This is a genomic window from Bacillus sp. BC08 (assembly GCF_054326875.1).
Genome location: NZ_JBTGPA010000037.1, coordinates 374,164 through 399,179 on the forward strand (window position 1 = coordinate 374,164; position 25,016 = coordinate 399,179).

The following is a 25,016-nucleotide window of genomic DNA, read 5'->3' on the forward strand; positions in this document are numbered from 1 at the left end:
ATTGAGTTTTTTATGAACTGTATTGTATTTATTCAAGTTCAGTATCTTATTCACTGTGTTTTAAAAAGCATTCACTTGTAATAAAAGTGAATGTTTTTTAATTTGTAGTTCTATTAAAGAGAACTTAATTAGCATGAAACGATTTAAAACCCTATAAAATCGTTTCATGCATATTTAAAGGAGGAAAATCATGATAAACAAAGCAATTTCTGAATGTATTGGTACATTTGTGTTGGTACTATTTGGAACTGGAACAGCTGTAATAGGTGGAGGAGTGGAAGGAATCGGTATTTTAGGAATTGCGATGGCCTTTGGATTATCAATTGTTGCTATGGCATATAGCATTGGAACAATTTCTGGTTGCCATGTTAATCCTGCGGTATCTATTGCCATGTTTATAAATAAACGAATGACGGCTAAGGAGCTTGCGTATTATATAGTAGCACAAATCTTAGGGGCTTTATTAGGAACTGTAACCTTAGTAACCATTTTAAAATCATCGGGCATGACATTAAGTAACTTAGGTCAGAATAGTTTTGGAAATTTAGGGGCATCGGGTTCATTCATAGTTGAATTCGTGTTAACATTTGTCTTTATTTTAGTTATTATCGCTGTAACTGGTAACAAGGGGATTACTAATTTAGCTGGAATTGTAATTGGTCTTACTTTAGTATTAGTGCACTTATTAGGTATCTCATTAACAGGAACTTCTGTGAATCCTGCACGTAGTTTTGCACCGGCATTATTTGCTGGTGGAGAAGCTATTTCTCAATTATGGGTATTCATTATTGCTCCAACCTTAGGTGGAATCGCTGCTGCTATGGTGGGGAAATCTTTATTGAATACTGAGAAATAACATGATCTATTTTTTAATAAACACGTTGTCTTATAATAATCATAATGTAATAAAGATAGCTTGATATGATAATTAATAGTATCCACTTCAAGTAGTAAGAGAAAACGTTCTACTTTGCCTTGATTTGAAAATGCCTCCAATTGGAATTGGAGGCATTTTCATTTAATATAAGAAAATATGTAGGGTTAATAAAATTCACTAATTTAGTGAGTCTTCTATATAAATACAAAAATAGCCGGTACTCGAATTGAGTATCGGCTATTTTTCCGTGTCATAATATCTATTATTGCTTTCCCATCTTTGCAATTATATTATAACTTAATGGGAGTTGTTAAACGTTTTCATTTTTTCCTCTAATAAGGAAATTTAAGAAAACTTATTGAAAAGGATCTGTGTAATAATAATAACTGACAACTAAATATGTTGTCTCCTTAAAAATTGCAAGAGCAAGATCCCTTATTGTAAACCTCTTCTGCATTCCTAGCCAGAAGAGGTTTCTTCCGATATAAATAGAGAATCTATCTTGCTTCCTCCTTTACTTTTGCTAATATGAAAAACTAAGATATTCGAAATTGATTATTATTAGAATCAATGATGTACCTTTGTGTATTCTTAAAAAATGATTTGAAAAATAAGAATAATCTGATGCGAAATTTCCGTATCAAGAGAAAAATCATTAATTTTTTTGAAGAATTACTTTGATAGAATAAATATAAGAAGTTTTTCTTTGGTATTCGTCTCATGTGTCTAAAAAATTTGTATACAAAAAAACAAACATATCCAATGTATGTTTGTTTTTTTTGTAGCTAATTAAGAAATATTTTTGACTAGATTAATAATAGGTATTTAAAATAGCTTCAATACAATTAATGAGAATAGTAATGCTTGAAATATAAACATGCATTTTAATATCATCGGCAATTCAACTATGTATATAGAAATACAAATGCAATGACTTAAATTATATGTTTTGTTACCCTATAACTAGCTTAATTTGTTTTTAGCTTAAACATAATTAAGCTTATTTGAATATTTTTAGGAGGTTTTTTTGAATGAAGTTATGTAAGGTGAAAACCTGGTTACCACTATCTGCAGCAATGATTACAATAATATCAAATCCAGTAGGGGCTGCAGCTTCAACAGTCTATACGGTTCAAAAGAATGATACTATGGAAGCGATAAGTAAACAATATGGAGTATCCGTACAATTACTTAAACAAGCTAATAGCAAAGCAAATGATCAAATTAATATTGGAGAACGTTTAACAGTACCAAGATCGTCAACTGCAAACGAGTATGTTCAAAAGAATACTTCAACAGCTTCAACTAATACATATCAAGCAATTTACCAAGTGAAAAGCGGAGATACATTAAGTTCTATATCACAACAATATAAGGTTTCAATAGAGGCTATAAAACAAAACAATAAAATAGACGAAAATCATATTTTTGTCGGTCAGCACTTAAAGATCAATACTGGTATTTCATTACAAGAAGTGGACTTAATGGCTCGATTAGTAAATGCAGAAGCAGGAGGGGAACCTTATGCAGGGAAGGTTGCGGTTGCAAAGGTAGTGTTAAATCGGGTTAACACTAATGGCTTTCCAAATACAATTAAAGACGTAATTTATGAACCCATTAAAAACGGTTATGCATTTACTCCTGTTACAGACGGTAGGATTAATCAGCCTGCTACTCAGGAAGCAAGAATGGCAGTAGAAGAGGCTCTCACTTCTAAAGAAACAAATTCGGATTGGCTCTATTTCTATAATCCTCAAACATCCACTGACAAATGGATTACAACACGTCAAACTGTGGCACAAATTGGAAATCATTTGTTTGCTAAATAATAAATAATAATTGAAGTTTATTAAACTGTGACTATCTTTCATTTATATGCGTTTGCGTGTTAAAATTCATTTCATTATGTCAAGAATAAACCGACTCACTTTGTTTTTTTGCGTGAGTCGGTTTATTTGGAAGAAAATCAGGGTTTGCTACCCCATGTTGTTATGACATGAACTTTTAATCAAATAGTAAATCATTCATATCTTGGATATCTCTTTTAGTAATAAATTGATGAATGAAATAAATGGGTGAATTATTAGGGTAAGAAGTTGTTCTATCATTGGTAATTATAAGATCGTATTTTGTTGAATTGTCTAGGTTTAAATGAATATTTATAGACTCTTCAAAGTGTGCCTTTAAAGTCATATTGGCAAGTTTTGCATACGCTGGATTTCCTGAAAAAGAAAATAATACATTCTTTCTGGAATAGGTGGAGTAAAGAATATGAATTGTGTGTTGTGCTAGGTGACTAATGTCATTTTCATTAAATTTATTCTCGTTGATAGTAGTATTCCACTTAGAAATAATAAGATGATTTGTATCATACATTTCTTTTAAGCTGGGAACTAGGTAATTTGGCTGTGTATAAAAGCAGTCCATTGAGAATTTATACTGTTTAGCAACATAAAGTTTATAAAAATAGATACATAATTCTGATTTTAAATGGTCACTTTTGATAGTATGTCTTTTATTATTAGAAATAATCATATCCACAAGCTTTAAAAAATCTTGATAATAGTTTTCGTTTTTTTTCTCAAGATATTTAAGCGTTTTGACTTTTTGTTGCGTAATACTAGTTGAACAAAGAAAGAAAGCAAGATTTAATGTGTCTATTTCGTCCTGAGGTAGGTTCACCATACAGTAATCCTCAATGATAGAAATTATTTCATTGAAACAAAGTGATTGTTCAAATGTAAAAATAACAGGGAACTTAATTTTAGTATCTGCGAAATGATTGCCAATAATTCTCTGAATAGAGACATAAATAATTACTTTTAATAAATTAGAATCTATTTTTACATTATGCGAATTAAGGGTGTTGTTAATATTTTCCGTTAAATCGTTTGGTAGTGAAATTACGTTTGTATACTGTTCTATACTAAAGAAAAAAGCTTTATAAAGAAATCTTATATTGATTTCTTCTCCGTTAATTTTAATCAAGCCTAGTTTAAATTCTAAATTATTGGGAGTTAATATAGTTTTTTCAAAATCCTTTAAATTACTCCGTAATGTGGATTTATTTATATATAAAATTTGTGACCACTTTTCTAAAGAATAATACTTATTTATGAATATTTCTGTAAGGATTTTGAAAACCATACTGTCTTTTATGGATGACATAATAATTGGAGAAAGACTATCAGTTGTTGGTTTTTGTAACATGTAGCCCCTAGATTTTTCTCCGATTATATCCCACGTTTCAGGAAGCGAAATATTAAGTTCACTAATTTCACTTGTAATAGTCCGATTTGAACAGTTAATTTGTTTTGCCAATTCAATGGAGGATATGGATTTTTGTTCTCCACTTAGTATTTCAAGGATTTGAATTTTTCTTTTTGCAGATTTGTTATAAATTAAGTTTGATACAAGTATATTCATAGATTGTCTCTCCTAAAGCTATTCCTAAAAAATTTACATAGCTTTACAAAATACCCTGAATTTATTTTACAAACATAAGATTGTAATGGCTAGTAAAAAATCTTCAATTTATTTATGTTGTAATTTTCGTTTTTTTTATAAATTGTCATATTTTTTATAGTAGAAATTTACAGTTAATTATACTTTTGAAATCTACAAAACTGTAATTACTTTCTTTTATGGGGAAGTGATGTGACTTTATAGAAAGAGTCGCCGGATTGTGATTCAGAACTGTTTATCTTTTGCGTTGTGTATTGTCCTATCATTAAACTGTTTGAAATACCTGATCAGGGGATACGTGAAAAAGAAAGATTTAGAAGAGAAAGGTAATATTAAGTTGCTGTAATGCTTTAGAAAACAATTGTAATTCATCAGAAATCGATAAACTCATACGAAAACGCGACTCTTTCTGTATATTTCTACAAAAAGAATCGCGTTTTTGTGTTTTATGGATACAATTTTTTATTTTGATGGAGATGTGGTGGTACCCCATTTATGGAATGAATATGTTTGGTTATCCGGTAATATCGCTGTAAAATATGTGTTAATAATATATTATGTCTAGAAAAGGAGATTGTTTTTTGAAATATATATTAAGAAAAAAAGTTAAGGGTATTTTTATAGGGTTATTCGTATTGGTGATAATTGCTTCCATTTTTGTTTATTATAAATTTTTAACGCCTTCAGCAGATATTCAGCAATACAAGGAATATTATGCTCCAAAGACAATACAAAAAGTATTGAATCAAGGAGAGGTAAAGGTCACATTTTTAGGAACATCATCATTATTATTTGATGATGGTAATACACAATTAATGATTGATGGTTTTATTTCTAGGCCATCTTTACCAAGGATAGTGTTTAGCAGTTTAAAAACAGATGAAGATACTGTAGATAGAGTTTTTAATAGAATAGGGGTTGATAATAATAAACTTAAGGGATTGTTTATCGCACATACACATTATGATCATGCATTTGATTTAGCTTATATTGCTAAACGAACTAGAACATATGTATATGGTTCAGAATCAACAATCAATGTAGGTCTTGGTGGTGGTATAAATAAGAAACAGATGTCTGTATACGAGATAAATAAGGCTATAGAGTTTGGTGACTTTACTATCACTGTCCTTCCGTCAAAACATTCACCAACCTTTGACGAAGGAGAAAAAATAACGAAGCCATTAAAACAACCAGCTAAAGCTTTAGATTATCATGAGGACTCTTCATATGATTTCTTAATTACACATAATAATAAAGCTTTCCTTGTTAAGCCAAGTGCTAACTATATAGAAGGGGGATTAGATAATATTCAAGCTGATGTTTTATTTTTAGGAGTAGGGGGATTAGGCAAGCAGGAAAGTACGTTTCTAAATATGTATTACGAACAAACGGTAGGAAAGGTGCAACCGAAACTTGTTATTCCAATACATTGGGATGATTTCACCAAACCATTGGCAGATACTCTGGAAGTAATGCCTAAATATGCAGATAATGTTAATAATGGATTGGATTTTATAATTCAAAGGACAAAAGCAGATAAAATTGATTTTCAAATACTTCAAGGTTTTCAAAGTATATATTTCTAAAAGGAGGAGCGTCCATTAATAAAGAAAAGGCACCCTAAGGTGCCTTTCTCCGACTTGATAACCACATTAATTTTAATAATATGAGTGGTACTGGAAAAAGCTATAGGATTTAAGCCTATTTTTATATTAAAGGCGACGAACTCAAATTATAAGAAAGGACTGGTTTATTGTACGAAAAATTGTTTGAAATGGTTACGAATAAAAGAGCAGCTAGCAAAAGCTAACTGCTCGGCTGGTTCTCCAAAAGGGGGAGAGGAGAAAGGTTAGGGACTTCATTAAATAAGTTATGGCTACCGCCTAGCTATATTATTGACGGAATATTGGGTTTTTATTCAAGCGATTATGTTACATGTTTGACGATATAGTCTTTTATTAGTAAAAAAGCTGCAAGGAGAAACATTACGTCAATCGAGAACCAAAACATATCTTTTTGAGGTTTTTTAAACTCTGATATTATGGAAAACATTAAAAATAAAGCAACGGCTATTACAATAAAAAGTTTAATTTTATCAGACATTTATAGCACTCCTAATATTTAATCTTTTTTATTATATAGTTATTTCCAATGTTGAGGAATTTAAAAAATGTTTTATGAGAATTCAAACAAAGTGATCCTTTAAATGGAAAGTGAGGAATAACAATGGGACGAGGTAACCGTGGAATGGCGTTTGAAAAGCTTATTAATCTATCGAATGAAATGTATCAAAGAGGGGGGCGCTTATAAACAAGCGTCCGACTCCTGTGAAGGTATTAAAAAGCAAAGGTGGCCGTGTATTAAGTGGTTACTATGAAGCTAAGAGTACAGTAGATTATAACGGTGTGTATAAGGGACGAGCTATAGCATTTGAAGCGAAGAATCCTACACGATTTGAATTAAAGAATATTGCGCAGCACCAATTGGATTACCTGGAGAAAGCAGAGAAGATGGCAAACAAGAAACGAAAATTATTAAAGGCTTAATGGATAACGGAATCATGTAGAGTGGATTGGTGGGGGGATACTTTACTAAGCATGTTTTCCTTATTTATCAAAGAGATAGTGAAATTTCATGTACCGTAATGATAATAGAATTTTATATAAAACTATAGTTGTTTGGATCAGAAGTGTAAAATTTCTCCTTGTAAAGAAAAAATGTTTTTAAATTTACCTTTAAAGTTTGTTAAAATAGAATTGCTTCTCAATGATGGGTAATTTGCGATATGTTACTTATTTCTTTATGTAGGGAATAAAACCACTATCCTATGTGCATAGTGGTTTTGTTTTGTGTGAAATAGATGCAGATTGTATAAAACTTTACATATAGAATTGTCTAATACAAATCAAGAATTTTCCCCTGGATTCACATTAAAATATATATGTTTATAAAATAATGAGAAAAGTTGTTAGATAAAAGTGTGTAGTAATGAATCGTAAAAATAGTGTGAAACGGGGATATTAAATGCGTACATACAAAAAGAACAGGCGCAATAAATTTAAAATCGTGTCACAAGAAGTCATGATTATTATAGGAGCACTTATAACCGCTTATGGACTAGAGTCAGTATTAATCCCTAACAATGTATCAGATGGTGGTGTGACAGGATTAAGTATCGTTAGTTCGAAATTATTTGGATTGCCATTAGGAATTCTAATCGCAGTCATTAACATCCCTTTTGTATGGTTAGGGTATAAGCAGATTGGTAAAAGTTTTGCCATTAATTCGATTATCGGTATTGCTTCACTAGCAGTGGGTACTGTTCTTATGCACGGCATACCAACTATTATTCATGGCGACACGTTGTTAGTTACCGTTGTTGGGGGAATTATTATCGGTTTTGGTATGGGATTGGCCTTACGTAATGGTGGTGCATTAGATGGAATCGATATGTTGGCTGTATTACTTTCTCGAAAATTACCTTTTGGGACAAGTGACCTCATCTTATTTTTAAACTTGTTCGTTTTTATTGTTGTTTCAACAGTATTTGGCTTGCAAGGGGCTTTTCTTTCGGCAATTGCATATTTTATTGCTTCGAAAGTAATTCATATTGTTGAAGAAGGGCTAAGTGGCTCTAAAACTTTCCATATAATAACAAAAAATCCTGAACTAATGGTAGAGACAATTCGAGATCGCTTAGGTCGAAGTGCGACTTATAATGAAGTTTACGGCGGTTATTCGAATGAACAATTTAAAGAAATCAGTTGTGTCATTAACCGTTTAGAAGAAAGTAAAATGAAAGAAATTATTCATGAGATTGATCAAAAAGCCTTTGTTACGATATATGATGTAGCAGAAGTAAAGGGGGGGAATTTCAATAAACATAATATTCATTAAACAGAACTATAATATTATATGAAATATAAAAGCCTTGCATTATAATTGTAAAACTGCATGTTATCAAGAAAAAATAGTGGGGATTTTTTTGATAGGATTGTTATAATATAATTAAGTTTCTTATTAATTGTTAAATACGTGTAATTATTAAGAAGCGAATAATATATTCGCACTTGAAAATTAAATATTTTATGCTGGTGGAAAAGGTTTCTCTTCCTTTGAGCGTACAGTACGTTGATAACGAATACGCTAATTCAAAATCAATATTCTATATACGCTGTATGTTGAAAGGTGTTTAAATACCCTACCCTAGTGCATTTATTATACATAGCACTACTTTTGATGAAAAGCTCTGTTTATCCAAAGCAGGGCTATTTATCATTTAAGTCGACTAACTGAGTGCTTTCGTTCTATTTATACTCTTTATAAAATTTGCAATGGATCCTTATGATGGTTATTTTGTTGGAATGAAAGTGTAAAAAAAGTAAGCAACAGAAGAAACTCATTAAACATGTAAGAAATAATAGCTTTTATGATAGTCTAATGTGAGGGGCAAGGGGAAATGAATTTTAGAAACTAATGAAAAAATATGAAGTAGAATTGGATTTGTCAATGATGAGGTTTATATGCACTCAATTGTTGTAGGGAAGTTAGAATAACACCAAACTACTATAAAGATTATCCTAGATGAAAGGATAGAGGAATTTTACGGTGTGATTCACCTATTAACGTATTTATCATAAAAAGTACGAGGAGAGATATTATGGAGAAAGTGTTAGATACCTTTAAAAATCGTTTAGGAAAATCAGTAGGTTCATTAATTGTAATCATTATAGGTATTGTGGCGATTTTTGGATTTCAAGAAATAAGAATAGAAACAGTAAAAGGCTTTTATAGCAGTATATTTAATGGCCGGGAAAGTTTAGACATGATGTGGACATTGGCGATAAATCTTTTAAGTTTAGTTTTTAATATTGTAATGATATGGCTATGGTTAAAAGATATATTGAAAGATAACTATGAGGATATGGATCCTACAACTGTAAGAGTTGTATCAATAATTGTAGCGATGATTCATGTTATATTTTCACTTATGTTCATTACCTATGTTTTTTCTAACTTATTGGGAATTGTGGTAGGTATTTTGATCTTCGCTGTAATTATTTGGGTACTTTATTTAGGAGTTAAAAGAAGAAGAAATAAGGACCGAAAATAATGAGGATAATTTCATTATAAGCAGTATACCAAAGAGAACCTAACCGAAACGGAAGGGTTCTTTTTGGTATCCAAAAGTAGATACCTCTATTAGGATGAATCACTTTGAATGGCCATGAGTTTGGTGAATAGATAAAGTTTATTTCATGTTTATACTCGCTATGAAATCGGTATATTAAATAAATAGAATAGCATCTAGGGTAACGGCAGGTAATGGATTTGTGATTGCTCACGGGAATAGTGCAGACGGTATTGCAAAGTTTCAGTCTGGGGATATATAATTTTAAATTTATATAAAAATGAAGAGACACATGAACTGGTTGCTTATGCAGCTGTAATTGATGGTCAGTACTTAGATGGATATGTGAAAATTAAAAAGTCTAGTAACATTTTGATATGAGAGTTAAAAAGAGCGATAGCTATACATTGCTCTTTTTTTTCTATGTATCTCTAACATATGGTGACATGAAGCGAGAGGGAGGATGATTTATATATACGTTTTGATTAAAAACGGTATTTAGACGAATGCCTTCTTACTAATGTGCATATTTCAGAAGTATTATGTTGCTATCGAGTTAAGAGTGAGTAAGGATGTTTTAGAGTAACTATTTTATACCTCCGCATTTTCAAGAGAGAGATCTTCTGTCGGAAAATGAGAAGGTATAAAATTAGAACTGTAGGTAAGGGATAACTGCCTTATAATCGTAAGTCCTAAGTCTAAGTTTTATAGTATACTGTATGTATCCTATATAATATGAGTACATATATATGGTAAAGGCGGTGAATATAGTATGTATAAAGTTGGATTAATCGGTTTAAAAACTTCTATAGATCAGATTCTAGGCATGGTAGAAGAATACAAACATGAGTTGGAATTTACCTCTTATTCCTATGAACAAATAGAGGAAATAGAGAGAATTGTAAATGAATATACTCCTCATGTCCATGCGTGGCTTTTTTCTGGCCCGCTTCCCTATGAAATTGCAAAAAAATATATAGGCACCGATAAAATAATGGTTTATGTTCCTGCTACAGAATCAGGCTTATATAAATCTCTTTTAGAGATGATTTATGAACAGGGGAGAATTATTGAGAAACTAAGTATCGATACAATGTCTTTAAATAATATTAGTGAAGAAGCTTTATCACAGTTACATATAAAGAAGCCACAGATTTATACGAAAGTATTTGATTTGGATATTGATATGGAGGAATTATTAAATTTTCACATGGATTTATGGGGAAAAGGAAAAATATCAGGAGTCTTAACTTGTTTCCCGTCAGTATGTGATTCCCTAAGAGAGCGTGGAATTCCATCTTATAGAATGTCGATGAGTAAGATGGAAATTCGCCAGACACTCAGAATACTTTCTGAGAAAGTAAAAGCCGCCTATTTTAAAGATGCACAAATTGGTGTCGAAATCATTGAAGTTGAGTATTTTAATAAAGTCGCGGAGGAAATGAAGACTCCATATCATTTGCAATACTTGGAGATTAGATTGAAAGAAATAATGATTCAGCTTGGTGAAACAATTAACGGGTCTGTTTCAGATAAGGGCAACGGTAGATATATGATTTTTAGCTCTCGTGGTGCAATTGAAAGAGAAATACAGATGCTGCAAGATGCTATTCAGAGATTAGCGTTTGAAGCAGATACAACTGTTGCCGTTGGAATTGGTTTTGGTGAGACTGCATATTCGGCAGAAATTAATGCTTTTCGTGCAATTCAGCATTCTAAGGGAATGAAAAAGCATGGGATTGTAATTGTTCAAGATGATGGTACAATTGTTGAATCGCCGGGTGATAAAAAAGAATTAAGTTTTACAATTCGTACCCAAAGTGAATTCCTTTTAGAGAAATTAAAAAAAGGAAATATAAGTGTGAAAACGTATAAAAAAATATCGGCTCTTATAGATAAAATGAAATGGAATTGCTTCACAACAAAGGAATTAGCGACACATCTTGAGATGACAGAACGGAATGTGAGACGTATTGTTACGGATATGTGCGAGGTTGAATTGGCACAATGTATCGGGCAAGAGACCTATGCAACACGTGGGAGACCAAGTAAAATTTATCGATTGTTATAAGCATCCATTAGGGGTGCTTATTTGTTTTGTAATTCATACAATATTTTATTTATCTGAAAATATTGAAATTTATTTTAATAACTAATATACTTCATTTAAGGAATTTTTTCCTTAAATACACCTAAAATAGAATTTTTAATGAAGTTTAAATTGAAAAGGAGTTGAAATACATGTCTCAAATAGAAAGAGTTCATAATTTAATTGAAAATATTCAAGGTGAAGTTGTTAGTTGGAGGAGGCATTTGCACAAATATCCGGAACTATCATTTCAAGAAGAAAATACTGCACAATTTGTTTTTGAAAAGCTACAAAGCTTTGGTAATCTAGAAATTTCACGTCCGACAAACACAAGTGTTATGGCTCGTTTAATTGGTAAGCAGCCAGGAAAGGTAATTGCATTACGGGCAGATATGGATGCGCTTCCAATTGTGGAGGAGAATGATTTTGACTTTGTGTCACAGAAGAAAGGCGTAATGCATGCTTGTGGACATGATGGACATACGGCAATGTTACTGGGTACGGCATGGGTTCTTGCACAATTAAAAAATCAAATTAAAGGGGAGGTTCGTTTTATATTTCAACACGCTGAAGAACTTCCACCTGGTGGTGCTCAAGAGTTAGTACAAGCTGGTGTACTAAATGGAGTAGATATGATTGTTGGAAGTCATCTGTCGTCGGCGCTTCCTGTGGGTAAGATCGGCTTAAGTTACGGTCCAATGATGGCTGGAGCAGATACTTTTAATATTACGGTGTTAGGTGAAGGAGGACACGCATCGCAACCTGAATTAACGATTGACCCCATTGTAATTGGAACTCAAATTGTTACTAATCTCCAACACATTGTTTCGAGATATCGAGACGCTCAGGAAACACTTGTAATTTCAGTGACTCAGTTTAATGCAGGAGGTGCAATTAATGTTATTCCAGATAAGATAAGCATAGGGGGATCTGTTAGAAGTTTTAATCCAGAATTAAGAGAAAAAGTTCCAACTTTTATCGAACGAATAGTAAAGGGAATTACAGAAGCACATGGAGCTACATATGAATTCAATTATCAGTTTGGCTATGCTCCGACTATAAATGATGAAGAAGTAACAAGATTGATGGATGAGACAGTATGTGAAGTATTTAGTGAAGACAATCGAGAGATTTTAAAACCAATTATGGGGAGTGAAGATTTCTCTGCCTACCAATATATGACTCCATCATCTTATATTTTCATAGGGGCTCGTAATGAAGAAAAAGGAATTGTCTATCCTCATCATCATCCCAGATTTACCATTGATGAACAAGCTTTACGATATGGAGTACAGTTATTAGTTCACGGTACTTATAAGATGTTAAACCTAGCGTATTAGGGGGATAAAAGTATGAAAATCATACATTGGCTTAGCTTTATTCCATTCTTAGGGTTTGTTGTAGGGGCTTTATTTACAAATAAGGTAAATCCTTATGTTTTTGGAATGCCATTCTTCCACTTTTGGATTGTACTTTGGTCACTTATAACTACAGTTATCTTAGCGATTATTTATAAAATAGATCCCATTAACCGGAAAGGGGATTCAAGATGAATATTTCAGTGTTATTCATTTTATGTTTTTTCGTCATCCCTATTTTGATTAGTATTCGTGCTACAAAGGGGCAAGAAATGGATTTAGAGCAATGGTCGGTTGGAGGTCGTGGAATGGGAGCCCTGTTGATTTTCCTTCTGTCTGCAGGCGAAATGTATACGACCTTTACCTTTTTAGGGGCAAGTGGTTCAGCTTATGGAGAGGGGGGATCTATTTTTAGTATCATAACATATGGTTGTTTAGCAACGGTAATCTCCTACTGGACCTTTCCTGTTATTTGGAGGTATGCAAAGAAACATAAGTTAGTTTCACAGTCGGACTTTTTTGTGAAAAAATATCAAAGTCCTTATCTTGGGGTACTTGTTGCAGTTATTGGTGTAATAGCCTGTACATGCTATTTAGTACTGCAATTGAAGGGACTAGGATATATCGTTTCTGCAACATCTTACGGTGCTATATCTTCTACAACAGCTATTTGGTTTGGAGCGATAGGGGTAACTGTTTTTGTGATGGTTTCTGGTATTCATGGCTCTGCGCAAACATCGATTTTAAAGGATATTTTAATTCTTGGGATTGTCGTATTTTTAGGACTTTATTTTCCTATTCATTATTATGGTGGGATTCAACCTATGTATGAGGCAATTGAAAAAGTAAAACCGAACTTTACCATACTTCCTGAACAGGGGATGAGTATATCATGGTATATATCAACAGTAATATTAAGCTCTATTGGATTTTATATGTGGCCACATGGTTTTCCCCCCATTTTTGCTGCATCAAGTGAAAGAGCATTACGAAAAAATGCAATTTTAATGCCAATGTATCAATTAATTTTACTATTTGCCTTTTTCGTTGGATTTGCTGCAATCTTGCGGATGCCAGGATTAAATGGTAGTGATATTGATACTATCTTGCTGCAACTGTCTAAACAAGCTTTTGACCCATGGTTTGTTGGTGTAATTGGCGGAGCGGGAGTGTTAGCGGCACTAGTACCAAGTTCATTATTATTAATGGCAATATCAACATTGCTTGCCAAAAATATATATCAAGTATTTAATCCATCTGTAACGGAAATGCAGCTTGGTAAATTGGTAAAATACTTAGTCCCATTTATTTCTCTTGTAGGAATTTATTTGACCTTTAAAGGAGGGAATACCCTGTTTAGTCTAGCTCTAATTGCTTATAATTTCATTACACAACTCGCTCCTGCATTTTTTGCGAGTTTGATGAGAAAGAACTTTGTGACTAAACAAGGGGCGTTTGCTGGGATTATTACAGGAGGGTTGTTAGTCTCAATTATGGACTTAGGAAATATTAGTATTGATAAACTATTCCCTGGTTTTCCTCAGGTTATTAAAGATTTGAATGAAGGGATTATCGCTTTATTTGTGAATATTGTAGTTTTAGTAATAGTCAGTTTGATGACCAAAAATATTTCAAATGTTCATCGGGACAAGACAATTGTAATTGAGAGTAAGACCTAATTTGATTTTAAAGGGGATTACTGTAAAAAGATAAGGGGTTGACGAAAGGATAACTGATGCATGGTTACTCTTTTGTAATATTTATTTTCTGCTTAAAAGGAAAAAATATAAATATTTAAGTGGTGAACTTATGTGAAAATAAAAAGGTGGGCTCATTCCACTTTTTAATAGTAACTTCATATACGGGGAAGGGTTTTCCTTTCCTTTGAGCGTAGAGCAAATGAAAGGCAGTCGGGTAATATTATATTCTTCTGCTGTACGTTGAAAGGTGCGGAAACACCAGAATAAAGATTATTTATGACTTTTATAATTCCTATTTTTTAAAATCCTGTATATTCCTATATCTTAGGATTCCAGTTTTTGTAATTTAAGAGTAACTAATGGGTTGCTCTTTTTTGCCATAAAAGCAACCTCTAATTATATTATATATAGTGTAAGATTAATGAAACGATAAAGAGGAGATTACAACATTAAATAATAAAGAACAAGATATTTCCTTTGTAGTATGGAGCGCTCCTCGAGAAGATTTAAAGGCTATTGCCAAAAGTGAAGATAACAAACTTTATTTTTAAGTGAAGACTTCAAAAATATTAAATTAGTTACAGTAACATTTTTGAGTAAAATAAAAAGCATCCATTCGGGTGCTTTTTATTTTGGAGGAGGATGAATGATGAATGATGAATGAACAGAAGAATGCATTATCAGTAAGGGGCGTGGATACGAAATAAGCGAATAAAAGCATGTAAAGAATTAACTGATTTGGTTAATGAATGTGTGGAAGCATTTGAAAAGTTGGGTTTTTAATATTGGAATTTCCTTATCGTTGTAAATCCGCATTTTCCTATCGGATCCCCTGATCAAGTCTTTTATATTTAATGTTGTAATGAAAAAAGCTATACTGTAAGCAAAACTAAAAATTGGAAAGGAAATACTAGAACATGGAAAATTATCTATTATTTATCCTTACAGCAATGTTAATCATAATGATGCCTGGTCCTGGTTTTGCACTAGTTACAAAAAATACTATCTCGCATGGTAAAAATGGTGGGATAAAGACTGTTTTAGGAACGATATCTGGAATGATGATTCATACAATAATGGCTACGTTAGGACTTTCTGCTATCTTAATGAAATTTGCTATGTTATTTACATTTATAAAATATGCTGGGGCTGTTTATTTAATTTATTTAGCTGTAAAGTCAATTAAAAGTGCCTTGCATAAAAAAGAAGATATGTCAGGTTCAATAGAAATGAACTCTAAGGATATAGGAGCAATTAAAAGCTTTAGGCAAGGATTTACTACGGCAATTTTAAACCCAAAAACTGCTGTGTTTTTCCTTAGTTTTTTACCCCAATTTATTGTAAATAATCAAAATCATTTCCTCCAATTTCTTTTATTAGGAGTCACATTTACGACTTTGACAGCGGTATGGTATTTACTTTATATCTCACTCATACGTCAATTAAGAACTTTTTTAAGAAAAGAAAGAGTGAACCGTACAATAGAGGGGATTACGGGCGCTGTATTATTAGTATTTGGAGTGAGATTGTTTTTCCAAAAATAAATATGTATATGAAAAAAGAAATAATCACTATTGATTATTTCTTTTATTTATTCTACAACTACTATTTTACAATTGATTTTACACCCTCATACTAATTTTATACATATATCTAATTTGAACTTTAAAAATGACTTCCTCAATAACCTGATCGGTTTGCTTTATAAGAAAAAATCAAGGTAGTTTAGATGACTAAAAAAATGTGGAGGTTGCCTCTAAAAGATGAATGATTGAAATATGATCTATAATAAATTTTGAGAATAAAAACCTTTACTATTTTTCATTTTTACTTATTGTCTAACGGTGCAGATTAATGGAACAGATAAAGGAGTTTTGCTTACCGTAAAGAAAAAATAAAGAAAGAAAAAAGTAAGGGGATGAATAAAATTTTAGAACGAAGCAATCATATTATTCAAATTAAACCTTGGGAAGACAAGGACCTTGATTTACTTTATCGTATTAACACCCCAGTGATGATGCAGCATCTTGGAGGTCCAGAAAATGAAGAACAAATTTTGAAGCGACACAAACGGTACCTTGAACTGGTTAGTAGAGGATGTATGTTTAGCATTTTATTGTTACCAGAACGAGAATCAGTAGGTTCTGTTGGCTATTGGCAAAATAATTGGAATGATGAAAGTGTGTACGAAACTGGCTGGAGCGTCCTTCCCGCATTTCAGGGGAAAGGAATAGCGACAACTGCAGTAAAGTTGGCGATAGAAGAAGCATCCGCTGAGAATAAGTATAGGTATATTCATGCTTTCCCCTCAGTTGACAATCCAGCTTCAAATGCAATTTGTCGGAAGCTTGGATTCGAATTAATCTCCGAATCCGAATTCGAATACCCTCCTGGTAACTTTATGCAATGTAATAATTGGCGTTTTAACTTAATTTCCAGTAAATCGCCTTTATAAAATAACAGGGGCGTTTATGTAATAGGAGTCACCACATATGCCCATCAAGCTAAGGTTTTAAATGACATTACGTATGGAATTAAGAAAAAGCATGAAAAAGAGACCAAAAATGGTCTCTTTACTAACTCTTACAGAAAAACGGATGGAAATTCTATAGGAATGAGAAAAAAGTCTTTAATATCCTAGGCCTCATATACAACCTTTTCTATGTTCAATAACTTGATTCTATCATGCAATTTGAACGGCTTTGTTATCGTTACTGCAGAAAAAATGCGAATTAAATGTTAATCAATTTACATGCTTCAAGCGTATCTATATTAAGTTTGTAAATCTACACAATAAGTTTTCATTACATAAATTAAGTGTAGTAGAAGTTCAGTTAGAAAAAATTCGGGAGTCGAATTTTTTTGCATAAAGCTGTATAATGCTTGTAACGAAAAGGAAATACAGGAAAGGATATGTAGCGAGTTACTATGGATAAAGATAAACAACAATTAAGCGTTGAAGTTGCAAGATTATATTATCAATCAGATTATAGTCAGCAAGAAATTGCTAATAAATTAAATATTTCAAGACCGACTATCTCTAGATTATTAAAGTACGCAAAAGAAAAAGGATTTGTTCAAATTAGTATAGCCGATCCATTTGCTGATTTAGATAACGTTGGGAATTTACTGAAAGAAAAGTATAACTTGTTAGAGGCACATGTCGTATTTTCTCCAGTGCCAGAATATGCAACGATTACAGAGTATATAAGTAAATATGCAGCTGAGTATATGGAAAAGACGGTTAAAACTGGTGATATCGTTGGGGTAAGTTGGGGAATGACGATGTATGAAATCGCTAGAAAAATTGTACCGCAACATGTAAAAGGTGTAGAAGTTGTCCAGTTAAAGGGTGGTATTAGTCATTCGAGTGTAAATACATATGCGAATGAGACGATAGCTTTATTTGCAGATGCTTTTCAAACGACGCCAAGAAATCTACCCCTTCCAGTTATATTTGATAATGCAGTGACAAAAGAATTAGTAGAGCAGGATCGACATATTCATCACATTATCGAAATGGGGAAACAAGCAAATATTGCAATTTTCACTGTAGGAACAGTGCGAGACGAAGCGCTATTATTCCGATTAGGTTATTTCGATAAGGATGAAACGAGTTTACTCAAAAAACAATCGGTCGGTGACATTTGTTCACGATTCTTTGATGGGGACGGAAATATTAGTAGTGAAGAAATTAATAAGCGGACTATTGGAATTGAGTTAGAAGAACTGAAATTAAAGAAACGCTCTATTTTAGTTGCTGGTGGTAATAGAAAAATAAAAGCAATTGATGGTGCGTTACGTGGTGGGTATGCAAATGTATTAATTATCGATCAGCATACGGCAAAAGAAGTGTTACATTATAAAAAAGGTTAGAAATAAAAGGCTTTCTCAAGATGTTAATTTTGAGAAAGCCTTTTATTTTGTTATGTATAAATTATGGGAGTGTTTTTTGAATACAAATTGCCTTTTTAAAAATAATTATGGATATTGAGATACATACTACCATTGTTAATATAAAAGTTTTGATTTTAAATAGGAAGTGTTTCTTCGTTAGAATGCGCTTTATTTACTACAAGAAAATAACTTTTCAAAAAGAGTGAACAAAATTTCAAAAGTGTATTTACATTTGTTCAACTTAGAGTTAGAATGAAGTTGTTAAAAGATATGAGGAGTGAAGATAATGAATATTGCAAAGTTAATTGACCATACAATTTTAAAAGCTAATACTACAAAAGAAGATGTTATGAAAGTAATCGAAGAAGCAAAAGAATATAAATTCGCTTCTGTTTGTATTAACCCAACATGGGTAAAATTAGCGGCTGACGAGTTAGCTGGACATGATGTAGACGTTTGTACTGTAATCGGTTTCCCATTAGGAGCAAGCACTACTGAAACAAAAGCATTTGAAACAAAAGATGCTATCGCAAAAGGCGCAACTGAAGTTGATATGGTAATCAACGTAGGTGCTTTAAAAGATGGCGACAACGAATTCGTTGAAAAAGACATTTATGAAGTGGTACAAGCAGCAAAAGGAAAAGCTCTTGTAAAAGTAATCATTGAAACTTGCCTATTAACAGATGAAGAGAAAGTACGCGCTTGTGAATTATCAGTAAAAGCTGGCGCTGATTTCGTAAAAACTTCAACTGGATTCTCAACTGGCGGAGCAACTGCTGAAGATATCGCATTAATGCGTAAAACAGTAGGACCAAACGTTGGTGTAAAAGCATCTGGTGGCGTTCGTACACGTGAAGATGCAGACAAAATGGTAGCTGCTGGAGCTTCTCGCGTTGGAGCAAGTGCTAGTGTTGCAATCGTATTAAATGATGCAAAAGGTGCTACAGATAACTACTAATCATTAATGAAATCAAAAGCAATAGATACACAAAGTAAAGTGTATCTATTGCTTTAACAATTGAAAAGAATGTAAGCGGATACGAATGGGAGGAAACGGCTTATGAAATACTTAATCGGTGTTTTTGGCCTCGTATTGATTTTAGGTATCGCTTGGCTTGCTAGTAATGATAGAAAGAAAGTCAAATATCGTCCAATCATAACGATGGTTATATTACAATTCATTTTGGGATTTCTATTATTAAATACAAGTGTTGGGAATATATTAATTAGCGGAATAGCAGATGGTTTTGGAGAATTATTAAAATATGCCGCTGACGGTGTGAATTTCGTATTTGGTGGATTAGTAAATCAAAAAGAGTTTTCGTTCTTTTTAAGTGTATTAATGCCAATCATATTTATATCAGCTTTAATAGGTATTTTGCAACACATTAAAGTATTACCTATTATTGTGAAATCTATTGGTCTAGCATTAAGTAAAGTAAATGGAATGGGGAAACTAGAATCATATAACGCTGTTGCTTCTGCGATTTTAGGACAATCTGAAGTGTTTATTTCAGTTAAGAAGCAACTAGGATTATTGCCAGAGAAAAGAATGTATACATTATGTGCATCTGCAATGTCTACCGTTTCAATGTCTATCGTTGGATCGTATATGGTGTTATTAAAACCACAATATGTTGTAACCGCTTTAGTGCTTAACTTATTCGGTGGTTTCATTATTGCTTCTATCATTAACCCTTATGAAGTTACTGAAGAAGAAGATATGTTAGAAGTACAAGAAGAAGAGAAAAAGACTTTCTTTGAAGTATTAGGGGAGTACATTATAGATGGATTTAAAGTTGCGATTACAGTAGCAGCTATGTTAGTCGGTTTCGTTGCTCTTATCGCATTCATTAATGCCGTATTTAAAGGTGTAATCGGTATTTCATTCCAAGAAATACTTGGTTATGTATTTGCACCATTTGCATTTATTATGGGTGTACCTTGGCATGAAGCAGTTAATGCCGGAAATATTATGGCAACAAAATTAGTATCAAATGAATTTGTCGCTATGACAGATTTAGCACAAGGAAACTTTAATTTCTCAGATAGAACGACAGCGATTATCTCTGTATTCTTAGTTTCATTTGCAAATTTCTCTTCAATTGGAATTATTGCAGGAGCAGTTAAGAGTTTAAATGAAAAACAAGGGAATGTAGTCGCAAGATTCGGTCTGAAATTACTGTTCGGTGCAACATTAGTAAGTTTCTTATCAGCAACAATCGTTGGCTTATTATTTTAACAGATTCATATCATATAAAAAGGAATGGTGATTGTAATGAGAATGGTAGATATTATTGCAAAAAAACGTGACGGCAAAGAATTAACAACTGAAGAAATCAAATTCTTTATTAATGGATATACAGACGGAAGTATTCCTGATTATCAAGTGAGTGCACTTGCAATGGCAATCTTCTTTAAAGATATGACAGATCGTGAACGTGCAGATTTAACGATGGCGATGGTTGAGTCTGGAGAAACAATCGATTTATCAGCAATTGAAGGAATTAAAGTAGACAAACATTCAACTGGTGGTGTTGGTGATACAACAACATTAGTATTAGGACCATTAGTAGCTGCTTTAGATGTACCAGTAGCAAAAATGTCTGGTCGTGGTTTAGGACATACAGGCGGAACAATTGATAAATTAGAAGCGGTAGAAGGGTTCCACGTTGAAATTACGAAAGAGCAGTTCATTGATATTGTAAACCGTGACAAAGTAGCTGTTATTGGACAAACAGGAAATTTAACACCTGCAGATAAAAAGATTTATGCATTACGCGATGTGACAGGAACAGTAAACTCAATTCCTTTAATCGCAAGTTCAATTATGAGTAAAAAAATTGCAGCTGGTGCTGACGCGATCGTACTTGATGTAAAAACAGGTGCTGGGGCATTTATGAAAACAGAGGAAGATGCAAAAGAATTAGCACATGCAATGGTACGTATCGGAAATAATGTAGGACGTCAAACTATGGCTGTTATTTCAGATATGTCACAACCTCTTGGATTTGCGATTGGTAATGCTCTAGAAGTGAAAGAAGCGATTGATACGTTAAAAGGTGAAGGTCCAGAAGATTTAACAGAATTAGTACTTGTATTAGGAAGTCAAATGGTCGTACTTGCGAAAAAAGCAAATACATTAGAAGAAGCTCGTGAAATGCTAATTGAAGTTATGAAAAACGGAAAAGCAACTGAGAAATTTAAAGAGTTCTTAAGCAATCAAGGTGGAGATAGCTCAATTGTAGACAATCCAGAAAAAATGCCACAAGCGAAGTATGTAATTGATGTACCTGCAAAAACTTCAGGTGTTATTTCAAACATTGTTGCAGATGAAATTGGTATCGCAGCTATGTTACTAGGCGCTGGTCGTGCGACAAAAGAAGATGAAATCGATTTAGCAGTAGGATTAATGTTACGTAAAAAAGTTGGCGATGCAGTAAAAGAAGGCGAACCATTCGTAACAATCTATGCAAACCGTGAAAATGTAGAAGATGTAAAAGCAAAAATCTATGAGAACATTTCTATCGCTGAAACAGCAGTGGCTCCTAAATTGGTTCATACAGTTATTACTGACTAATCATAATTACACCTACTTTGAGGAGGAAATAATATGGATAAGAAAAAATATATTGAAGAAGCAAATAAGATGTTAGCAAAAGCATATATTCCGTATTCGAAATTTCCTGTTGGTGCAGCGTTAGTTACGAAAGAAGGTAAAATCTATACTGGTTGTAATATAGAAAATGCTTCTTACGGTTTATGTAACTGTGCAGAAAGAACAGCGATTTTTAAAGCAGTATCAGAAGGTGAGCGCGATTTTAGTTACTTAGTTATTACAGGCGAAACGGATGGGCCAATTTCACCATGTGGTGCTTGTAGACAAGTAATTGCTGAGTTCTGTGAACCGAAAATGCCTGTATTACTAACGAATGTAAAAGGTGATGAAAAAGAAGTGACTGTTGAGCAATTACTTCCAGGTGCTTTCTCAATAGAAGATTTAAAATAAATAAAAAAGCCATTCCACAAATATGAATTGTGGAATGGCTTTTTTATTTTGGAAAGTTGAATGTAATATTTTGTTCATATTCCGTTCATAAACTTTGCTTAAAATAATTGCAGCGAATATAGAAAGTTTACAACAGGAGGAATAGAATGAAGAGATTATATAATGCGGCATTCATTTACTTAATTATCGGTTTATTATCAGGAGTATTTGCAAGAGAGTATTCGAAAGCACAAGGAATTAAAGGATCCACAATGTTGCAATTGGTGCATACACACGTATTGGTGCTTGGTTTCGTCTTCTTTTTAATCGCTTTGGGTCTATTTAAAGTATTTCGTGTGCAAGAAACAAAGAGTTTTCGTGCATGGTTTGTTGTTTATAATGCAGGATTAATTTTTACTATTGCTACAATGCTATGGAGAGGTCTTCTACAAGTAAATGGAACTGACTTTAACGGTTTAAGCCATATGGCTGGATCAGGTCACGTTATTATAAGTATCGGGCTCGTTTGGTTTATGATTTTGCTTAAAAAGCCTTTTAAATAGATAGGAGTGGATAATATGATAGCACTTTTATCAAGTATTGTTGCAGTTTGTATGGCTGTTGGTGTCATGTTTCTTCGCTTTAAAGCAGCGAAAAAACCGGTAACGAAAAAGAAAATTATATTACCGCCAATTTTTATGAGTACTGGCGCAATGATGTACTTCTTACCGGAGTTTCAATTAACATCGTTAGAAATAGTAGAGGCGATTAGCATAGGACTTCTTTTCTCTATATTTCTTATTAAAACAACTAAGTTTGAAATAAGAAGTGAAGATATATATATGAAACCGTCAAAAGCATTCATATTTATTTTAGTCGGGTTATTAGCTGTACGAGTAGCGTTAAAATCATATTTAAGTCAATCAATTGATTTAGCAGAGTTAAGCGGAATGTTTTTCTTGCTCGCATTTGCGATGATTGTATCGTGGAGAATTGCGATGTATCGTTCATATGTTAAATTAGAAAAGACAATAAAAAGAGCTGGAATTTCTAAATAAGAATTCCGGCTCTTTTTATGTTTTATACGAGTGTTTGTTTAACTTTGATTTCATTTGCTTAATTTTAAACGTATTTGAGCATCTTGTAATGCAGCTGGTGTAACGTTAAGACCATGTTGATCCACAATTTTTGTGTTTAATAAAATGGAATCTAAGCTTCCACGAAATGTTTTTGTATAGTTGTGACGCAGCATTTGTTGTTCTTGTTTTTCATCAACTGTTAATCCAGATGCTTTTTCTTTTTTTGATAACTCGTTAATACGGAATAAAATGTTTTTCATTCGATTCACCTCTAGTTAGATTTAATTACATTAGTAACTTACTAATGTATAGTTATTGTAACGTATCTTTTAATAAGTGTCAATGCTTATAAACATTCCTTGTTTTGTAAGTGTATGGGATAAGAGTGAGTGTAAATAACTACTAATACTTGAAATAGAAAACACGTTAATATACAATACCTTAGTAGGGTATATTAACGTGTTGTTTTACATTATGAAAGTAACAAGCAAAAAGGAGTATGTAATAATGAATGCAGTAATTTCAAAGAAAGAAACAATCATCTCATATACAATTGCTATATTATTTATTTTAGCTATGGTAACAGCAGGTGTGTTATTAAATGATCCAGAAGTCATTTTGCCGGAAATAGCAGCAATGGCAATTGCTTTATGGGCGTATCGTGAGCCAGGATGGTTAAGACAGCCAGAAAAAATCTTTATTGCACCGTCAATAACAGCTGTAATTGGTTTTATGGTGAATCAAATGGATATAGCCTATTTGGGGAAAGTAAGCATAACACTTTTACTAATGATGCTGTTTTTACGTGTAATTCGATCTAATTTAGCGCCATCTATTGCGACTGGCTTATTACCATTAGTAACAAATGCAACAGAATGGTCATTTGTTATCGCAGTCTGCGCTTTAACATTTATATTAATGGTTGGTGTTCTTATATTTAAATTGAACAACGGTATTGAGCGAAAAGTGAATATACAGTATAAATATATGACTGTGTTTCTAATACTAAATTTCGTTTGGATCAGTTTATGTTGGATAACAGGTTATGAACAATTAGCAGTTATTCCGCCAATATTAGTTGTCGTGTATGAATCACTTCAAAAGCCGATGTACAGTGAAAAAATGGCGTTTAAACAAATAGTAGTTTTAACTATCTCGGCAACTGTTGGAACGTTATTGTATTTTGCAATTGATTCATGGATTGTAGTCACTTTATTCAATATGATAGTAATGCTTATTTTGTTAAAAATCGTTAGAGTACGTATTCCAGCAGCATATGCATTTCCGTTATTACCGCTCGTATTTCCTGATGAAATGATAAAAATGTTACCGGTAGCTTCATTTGTTGCGGGGGTATTTTTATTTGGTGCAGTACTGCTGTATAAAAAGTGGGAAATGAAGCAAAAGGGCATGCAGAAGAGTTAAATAT

At 32.6% G+C, this 25,016-nt stretch carries 22 protein-coding genes and 1 pseudogene; 20 read left to right on the forward strand and 3 right to left on the reverse strand.

The annotated features are described in order from the left end of the window. The first annotated feature begins 190 nt into the window (after positions 1 to 190). Positions 191 to 856, forward strand: coding sequence for an aquaporin (locus ACXVYO_RS25540; protein WP_458468944.1), 666 nt, complete (start codon positions 191 to 193; stop codon positions 854 to 856). Between the two features lie 1,052 nt (positions 857 to 1,908). Next, on the forward strand, positions 1,909 to 2,706 hold the full coding sequence (locus ACXVYO_RS25545) for a cell wall hydrolase (protein WP_458468946.1): 798 nt from the start codon (positions 1,909 to 1,911) through the stop codon (positions 2,704 to 2,706). A 175-nt stretch (positions 2,707 to 2,881) separates the two neighbouring features. Here the strand turns inward: ACXVYO_RS25545 and ACXVYO_RS25550 are convergent, their stop codons facing one another. Beyond that, the gene (locus ACXVYO_RS25550; RefSeq protein WP_458468948.1) at positions 2,882 to 4,303 is read right to left on the reverse strand and encodes a helix-turn-helix domain-containing protein; all 1,422 of its coding nucleotides are present in this window, start codon (positions 4,301 to 4,303) and stop codon (positions 2,882 to 2,884) included. A gap of 620 nt (positions 4,304 to 4,923) precedes the next feature. Here ACXVYO_RS25550 and ACXVYO_RS25555 point away from each other — a divergent pair. Next, positions 4,924 to 5,931, forward strand: a complete 1,008-nt coding sequence (locus ACXVYO_RS25555) for an MBL fold metallo-hydrolase (protein WP_458468950.1) — start codon at positions 4,924 to 4,926, stop codon at positions 5,929 to 5,931. Positions 5,932 to 6,271: 340 nt separating this feature from the next. On the opposite strand, the gene ACXVYO_RS25560 is transcribed toward ACXVYO_RS25555, so the two are convergent. Beyond that, complete coding sequence (locus ACXVYO_RS25560; RefSeq protein WP_458468952.1) at positions 6,272 to 6,448, reverse strand: hypothetical protein; 177 nt, start codon at positions 6,446 to 6,448, stop codon at positions 6,272 to 6,274. Positions 6,449 to 6,571: 123 nt separating this feature from the next. Between ACXVYO_RS25560 and ACXVYO_RS25565 the strand changes: the two are divergent. The 16 genes and pseudogenes from ACXVYO_RS25565 to ACXVYO_RS25640 form a co-directional block, all read left to right on the forward strand. Beyond that, positions 6,572 to 6,858, forward strand: a pseudogene (locus ACXVYO_RS25565) (Holliday junction resolvase RecU); the annotation flags it as partial. Positions 6,859 to 7,369: 511 nt separating this feature from the next. Continuing rightward, positions 7,370 to 8,242, forward strand: a complete 873-nt coding sequence (locus ACXVYO_RS25570; RefSeq protein ID WP_458468954.1) for a YitT family protein — start codon at positions 7,370 to 7,372, stop codon at positions 8,240 to 8,242. A gap of 763 nt (positions 8,243 to 9,005) precedes the next feature. After that, on the forward strand, positions 9,006 to 9,458 hold the full coding sequence (locus ACXVYO_RS25575) for a hypothetical protein (RefSeq protein WP_458468955.1): 453 nt from the start codon (positions 9,006 to 9,008) through the stop codon (positions 9,456 to 9,458). A 790-nt stretch (positions 9,459 to 10,248) separates the two neighbouring features. Beyond that, entirely contained in the window at positions 10,249 to 11,547 is a 1,299-nt protein-coding gene (locus tag ACXVYO_RS25580) for a hypothetical protein (RefSeq protein WP_458468956.1), read from the forward strand. Between the two features lie 170 nt (positions 11,548 to 11,717). Then, on the forward strand, positions 11,718 to 12,905 hold the full coding sequence (locus ACXVYO_RS25585; protein ID WP_458468957.1) for a M20 family metallopeptidase: 1,188 nt from the start codon (positions 11,718 to 11,720) through the stop codon (positions 12,903 to 12,905). Positions 12,906 to 12,917: 12 nt separating this feature from the next. Then, a complete protein-coding gene (locus ACXVYO_RS25590) occupies positions 12,918 to 13,118 on the forward strand; it encodes a DUF3311 domain-containing protein (protein ID WP_458468959.1) in 201 nt (66 codons plus the stop codon). After that, positions 13,115 to 14,602 carry a sodium:solute symporter family protein gene (locus ACXVYO_RS25595; RefSeq protein ID WP_458468960.1) on the forward strand — a complete coding sequence of 496 codons (1,488 nt, stop codon included), beginning with the start codon at positions 13,115 to 13,117 and terminating at the stop codon, positions 14,600 to 14,602. The genes ACXVYO_RS25590 and ACXVYO_RS25595 overlap by 4 nt, the downstream gene beginning before the upstream one ends. 938 nt (positions 14,603 to 15,540) lie before the next feature. Continuing rightward, on the forward strand, positions 15,541 to 16,167 hold the full coding sequence (locus tag ACXVYO_RS25600; protein WP_458468962.1) for a LysE family translocator: 627 nt from the start codon (positions 15,541 to 15,543) through the stop codon (positions 16,165 to 16,167). Positions 16,168 to 16,541: 374 nt separating this feature from the next. After that, the gene (locus ACXVYO_RS25605; RefSeq protein WP_458468964.1) at positions 16,542 to 17,078 is read left to right on the forward strand and encodes a GNAT family N-acetyltransferase; all 537 of its coding nucleotides are present in this window, start codon (positions 16,542 to 16,544) and stop codon (positions 17,076 to 17,078) included. Positions 17,079 to 17,551: 473 nt separating this feature from the next. Next, positions 17,552 to 18,499 (forward strand): sugar-binding transcriptional regulator, encoded by a 948-nt coding sequence (locus ACXVYO_RS25610; protein WP_087959481.1) that lies wholly within the window; start codon positions 17,552 to 17,554, stop codon positions 18,497 to 18,499. 307 nt (positions 18,500 to 18,806) lie between these two features. Then, positions 18,807 to 19,478, forward strand: coding sequence for a deoxyribose-phosphate aldolase (deoC, locus tag ACXVYO_RS25615; RefSeq protein WP_001017440.1), 672 nt, complete (start codon positions 18,807 to 18,809; stop codon positions 19,476 to 19,478). A gap of 102 nt (positions 19,479 to 19,580) precedes the next feature. Next, positions 19,581 to 20,762 carry a NupC/NupG family nucleoside CNT transporter gene (locus ACXVYO_RS25620; RefSeq protein WP_458468966.1) on the forward strand — a complete coding sequence of 394 codons (1,182 nt, stop codon included), beginning with the start codon at positions 19,581 to 19,583 and terminating at the stop codon, positions 20,760 to 20,762. Positions 20,763 to 20,798: 36 nt separating this feature from the next. Further along, complete coding sequence (locus ACXVYO_RS25625; protein WP_001983022.1) at positions 20,799 to 22,100, forward strand: pyrimidine-nucleoside phosphorylase; 1,302 nt, start codon at positions 20,799 to 20,801, stop codon at positions 22,098 to 22,100. Positions 22,101 to 22,133: 33 nt separating this feature from the next. After that, positions 22,134 to 22,529: a cytidine deaminase gene (locus ACXVYO_RS25630; RefSeq protein WP_000358522.1), complete on the forward strand. Its 396-nt coding sequence runs from the start codon at positions 22,134 to 22,136 to the stop codon at positions 22,527 to 22,529. Between the two features lie 146 nt (positions 22,530 to 22,675). Continuing rightward, complete coding sequence (locus ACXVYO_RS25635; protein ID WP_458468967.1) at positions 22,676 to 23,071, forward strand: DUF2871 domain-containing protein; 396 nt, start codon at positions 22,676 to 22,678, stop codon at positions 23,069 to 23,071. Between the two features lie 15 nt (positions 23,072 to 23,086). Further along, positions 23,087 to 23,566, forward strand: coding sequence for a CcdC family protein (locus ACXVYO_RS25640; protein WP_458468968.1), 480 nt, complete (start codon positions 23,087 to 23,089; stop codon positions 23,564 to 23,566). A gap of 50 nt (positions 23,567 to 23,616) precedes the next feature. Here ACXVYO_RS25640 and ACXVYO_RS25645 read toward each other — a convergent pair whose 3' ends face one another. Further along, entirely contained in the window at positions 23,617 to 23,847 is a 231-nt protein-coding gene (locus tag ACXVYO_RS25645; RefSeq protein ID WP_000789774.1) for a DUF896 domain-containing protein, read from the reverse strand. Between the two features lie 247 nt (positions 23,848 to 24,094). On the opposite strand from ACXVYO_RS25645, the gene ACXVYO_RS25650 reads away from it, so the two are divergent. Continuing rightward, positions 24,095 to 25,012 (forward strand): hypothetical protein, encoded by a 918-nt coding sequence (locus tag ACXVYO_RS25650; RefSeq protein ID WP_458468969.1) that lies wholly within the window; start codon positions 24,095 to 24,097, stop codon positions 25,010 to 25,012. The last annotated feature ends 4 nt before the right edge of the window (positions 25,013 to 25,016 follow it).